Annotated in this window: 4 protein-coding genes; 1 reads left to right on the top strand and 3 read right to left on the bottom strand. The window is 40.1% G+C overall.

The window, feature by feature from the left end:
* Nucleotides 1–125 precede the first annotated feature (125 nt).
* The 3 genes from RWO85_RS09675 to RWO85_RS09665 all read right to left on the bottom strand — a co-directional run bounded on the left by RWO85_RS09675 (nt 126) and on the right by RWO85_RS09665 (nt 3,330).
* Complete coding sequence (locus RWO85_RS09675; protein WP_070526965.1) at nt 126–701, bottom strand: cysteine hydrolase family protein; 576 nt, start codon at nt 699–701, stop codon at nt 126–128.
* The gene (codY, locus tag RWO85_RS09670; protein WP_314415617.1) at nt 701–1,489 is read right to left on the bottom strand and encodes a GTP-sensing pleiotropic transcriptional regulator CodY; all 789 of its coding nucleotides are present in this window, start codon (nt 1,487–1,489) and stop codon (nt 701–703) included. The genes RWO85_RS09675 and codY overlap by 1 nt, the downstream gene beginning before the upstream one ends.
* 257 nt (nt 1,490–1,746) lie before the next feature.
* On the bottom strand, nt 1,747–3,330 hold the full coding sequence (locus tag RWO85_RS09665; RefSeq protein ID WP_314415615.1) for a DEAD/DEAH box helicase: 1,584 nt from the start codon (nt 3,328–3,330) through the stop codon (nt 1,747–1,749).
* A gap of 328 nt (nt 3,331–3,658) precedes the next feature.
* Here RWO85_RS09665 and RWO85_RS09660 point away from each other — a divergent pair.
* Nucleotides 3,659–4,950 (top strand): FAD-containing oxidoreductase (locus RWO85_RS09660; RefSeq protein WP_314415613.1); only part of this gene is annotated, 1,292 nt, incomplete at its 3' end.

Genomic DNA, 4,950 nt, shown 5'->3' with positions numbered 1-4,950 from the left:
ACAGGATCCTTAGTCCTGCGCGTCTGCCAATTCCGCCATCCCCGCGTCGATTACTTTACTAGTATATCAACTTTTAGGATGTTTGTCAAGACTTTTTTTCAATTTTTTTCATTTTATCAGCCAAATTACTCTGAAATTTCATTTAGATTTTCATCTACCAACTTAGCTCCAAGTGTATTTTTGAAATGCCCTAGGGCAAATTGGTGATTTTCAGGCCAGATGGAAGCAACAGCTGGTTTAACAATCTCGATATCATATCCTAGATTATAGGCATCTATAGCTGTATGCAGGACACAGATATCCGTCAAGACACCTGTTAAGATAACTGTAGACACTCTACGCTCTCTTAAACGGATATCCAAATCAGTCCCTGAAAAAGCTGAGTAATGACGTTTATCCATCCAAAAGACACGACTGTCTGAACCATGCTCTTGATAAAAGGTCCCTAAATCTCCGTATAAATTCCGTCCACTAGTCCCAATCAAATTGTGAGGAGGAAATAGTTTGCTTTCTGGATGGAAACAATCGTTTTCTTCATGAGCATCAATGGTAAAGAAGATGTAATCCCCTCGTTCAAAAGCTAGTCGAGTCACCTTGCTGATGGCATCCGAAATCGCCTGAGCTGGAGCTCCTGCTGTCAATTTACCACTATCAGCAACAAAATCTTCTGTATAATCAATCGAAATTAAAGCCTTAGTCATTAGTAATCTCTTTTCTTCACTTCTTCAAAAATATCTGAAATCAAGACCTTAAGATAGGTTCCCTTCATTCCAAGTGAGCGACTTTCAATAATCCCCGCAGACTCAAGTTTACGAAGGGCATTGACAATCACAGAACGGGTGATTCCGATACGGTCTGCAATCACAGACGCAGTCAACTGCCCTTCATTTCCATTTAATTCCCCTAAAATTGCTGAAACAGCACGGAGTTCGGAGTAAGAAAGGGTATTAACCGCCATGGTAACAGCAGTACGGCGACGGATATTTTTCTCATCTTCTTCACGCTGGAAGTTGAGGAGTTGAATCCCAACAACGGTACTCGCAATCTCAACAAGAATCAAGTCCTCGTCATCAAATTCTTTATCATTGCGCCAAATAATCAAAGAACCAAGGCGAATCCCTGATACATGAATCGGTGCAATGGTCGTCAAACCATCTGGAAAGTCGGCACGACTTTCCACAGGGAAAATACTCAAATCATGATCAACTGTCAGATTGGCTTCTGTATCGTAGATCATGTTCGCACCTTGAATGTAGTCATCTGGGAAAATCTTAGTTTGGAAGAACTGCTCTACACGATCTGTATTGGTTTTGTAACGCATGAAATAGCCAAGGAGACGTCCCTTGCTATTGACAATACAAGCATTACAGTCAATAATATCTGCCAATTGACGGGTAATCGCATTATAAGGAAGTTCTTCCTGTAACTGCTCCTCCGAGCGCTTCAGAATAGAAGTAATTTTTCTAGTTTTTTCTAATAAATGTGCCATTTTTCACCTCGTATTTAATCGCTTCCATTATAACATAAAGACCTTTAATTTTCAATTATTATCTGAAAATTGCTTATTTAATTGCAATTTGAAAAAACAAGAATATTTTTAATTAAATTGCTTCTTTTCTATTGACAATCCTCCTATTTTTGTGTATTATAATATCACAAGAAGATAATATAACTATTTTATCTATCTTTCTTTTTCCATTCGGTCTCCTTATATAAAAAAAGCGATTCATTTTGAACCGCTTTTTCCTATTTATCGCCCTTGTTACGAATCACAAAGCCTGTTTTCTTTTCGCTTGAAGTATTGCGTGGTTTTTTATTATCCTTACGGTAACGTTTTTCCTTATCAAAACGATCGTTGCCACGACTTCCTTTTTTGAAATCATCACGACGACCACCACGACGGTTGTCTCCTCGGTGATTATCACGACGGTCATCTCCACGACGACCTCCACGACCTCCCTGGGATTTAGCACCAAAACCATTACCTGATGGTTTAAATGGTAGTGGTTTTTCACGTGCAATCTCCACTTCAGGAAGACTATATGGATCTTGAACAGTCAGACTCAAGATATACATTGCCAATTCTTCTGGAGTAAATTCAGCAGCTAGCTTACGAGCATCCTTACCAAATTTCTCAAAGTTGGCACGGATAGTCTCATCTGCAAAATCACGTTCAATTTTCTTGAGAGCTACGTGTTTTTTTGCTTGGAAGGCTTCTTCTGCACTTGCAGGTTTGAGACCTTTCATACGTTTCTTGGTCAAGTTTTCAATGATTTGAAGGTAACCCATTTCGTTGGGAGCAACAAAAGTAATCGATTGACCTGACTTACCAGCACGACCTGTACGACCGATACGGTGAACATAACTTTCAGGATCTTGTGGAATATCGTAGTTATAGACATGGGTCACACCTGAAATATCCAATCCACGCGCTGCAACGTCTGTCGCAACCAAAACATCAAGATTGCTATTTTTAAAGTCACGAAGGACACGAAGACGTTTGTTTTGGTCTAGGTCACCATGAATTCCTTCGGCACGGAAACCACGGATTTTAAGGCCACGAGTCAATTCATCTACACGGCGTTTTGTACGACCAAATACGATAGCAAGTTCTGGTTGTTCCACATCCATGAGACGAGTCATGGTATCAAATTTTTCTTGTTCTTTAACTCGGATATAGTATTGGTCAACCAATTCTGTTGTCAATTCCTTAGCCGCAATCTTGACATGCTCAGGTTCTTTCATAAACTGAACACCGATACGTTTGATGGCATCTGGCATAGTTGCTGAGAAAAGCAAGGTTTGTCGATTTTCAGGAACACGAGAAATGATGGCTTCGATATCTTCAAGAAAGCCCATATTGAGCATTTCATCCGCTTCGTCAAGAATAAGAGTTTCAATATCTTGTAATTTCAAGGCCTTACGTTTAATCAAGTCCAAAAGGCGACCAGGTGTTCCCACTACGATATGGGCACCAGATTTAAGAGCCTTAATTTGTTTTTCAATGCTTGATCCGCCATATACTGAGCGGACTTTCACTCCCTTGCTACGACCAAAGCGGAAGAGTTCTTCTTGACTTTGGACAGCTAGTTCACGAGTTGGAGCGATGACCAAGGCTTGGATAGTCCCTTCTTCTGTACGGATTTTTTCAAGAGTAGGCAAGCCAAAGGCTGCGGTTTTTCCTGTACCAGTCTGAGCTTGACCGATAACATCCTTACCTTCTAGAGCCAAGGGAATAGTTTGTTCTTGGATAGGACTAGCTTCTACAAAGCCAGCTTTTTCAATCTCTGCTAGCAAATCAGCAGACAAGTTTAATTCATTAAATTTCACGTTATTCTTCTTTCTAAAGGTGGTGCGAAGCCACCCTATAGGGCTTAGTTTATACTTTTCTTTTTATGACGTATTTTCATATACTGGATATAAAATCGTGTTGCTTCTTTTCCACAAAAGAAAAGTACTGTTTTCTTTGCAACTTATCTAGTATAACACAAGAGAGAAGCAAAAGATAGTCCAATCCATCGATAAAGTCATGTAAACGATTTTTCTGAGAAAATGAGGCTATAATTTCCACTATTTCATAAACTTTTTTAAAGCGTAGCAGAATTGTGCAAAAGTTTTTTTCTTGTGCTAGAATGAAATTCGAATAGGAGGAAGATAAATGTTAACTTATGATTTAATCGTTATCGGATTTGGTAAAGCTGGTAAAACACTAGCTGGTAAATTGGCTTCAGCTGGTAAAAAAGTTGCCCTCGTTGAACGTAGCAAAGCTATGTACGGTGGAACTTGTATCAACATTGGTTGTATCCCAACTAAAACCTTGCTAGTTGCTGCTGAGAAAGACTTGTCTTTTGAAGAAGTGATTGCTACCAAAAACACGATCACTGGTCGCCTCAACGGTAAAAACTATGCTACTGTTGCTGGTACAGGCGTGGACATCTTTGATGCGGAAGCTCACTTCCTTTCAAATAAAGTCATCGAAATCCAAGCTGGTGATGAAAAGAAAGAACTAACTGCCGAAACAATCGTCATCAACACTGGTGCTGTTTCAAACGTCTTGCCAATCCCTGGACTTGCTACAAGCAAAAACGTCTTTGACTCAACAGGTATTCAAAACTTGGACAAATTGCCTGAAAAACTTGGAGTTCTTGGTGGCGGAAATATTGGTCTTGAATTTGCTGGCCTTTACAACAAACTTGGAAGCAAGGTCACAGTCCTAGATGCCTTGGATACTTTCCTACCTCGTGCAGAACCTTCCATCGCAGCTCTTGCTAAACAATATATGGAAGAAGATGGCATTGAATTGCTTCAAAATATCCATACTACTGAAATTAAAAACGATGGTGACCAAGTCCTTGTCGTAACTGAAAATGAAACTTACCGTTTCGACGCCCTTCTCTACGCAACTGGACGCAAACCAAATGTAGAACCACTTCAACTTGAAAATACAGATATTGAACTCACTGAACGTGGCGCTATTAAAGTAGACAAACACTGTCAAACAAACGTTCCTGGTGTCTTTGCAGTTGGGGATGTTAACGGTGGCCTTCAATTTACTTACATTTCACTGGATGACTTCCGTGTTGTTTACAGCTACCTTGCTGGAGATGGCAGCTACACACTTGAGGACCGTCTCAATGTACCAAACACCATGTTTATCACACCTGCACTTTCACAAGTTGGTTTGACTGAAAGCCAAGCAGCTGATTTGAAACTTCCATACGCAGTGAAGGAAATCCCTGTTGCAGCAATGCCTCGTGCTCACGTAAATGGAGACCTTCGCGGAGCTTTCAAAGCTGTTGTTAATACTGAAACAAAAGAAATTCTTGGAGCAAGCATCTTCTCAGAAGGTTCTCAAGAAATCATCAACATCATCACTGTTGCTATGGACAACAAGATTCCTTACACTTACTTCACAAAACAAATCTTCACTCACCCAACCTTGGCTGAGAA

It is taken from the genome of uncultured Streptococcus sp., assembly GCF_963521865.1.
GTDB lineage: Bacteria > Bacillota > Bacilli > Lactobacillales > Streptococcaceae > Streptococcus.
Note: the sequence above shows the minus strand (reverse complement) of the source record. Positions and strands in the feature narration are given on the sequence as shown.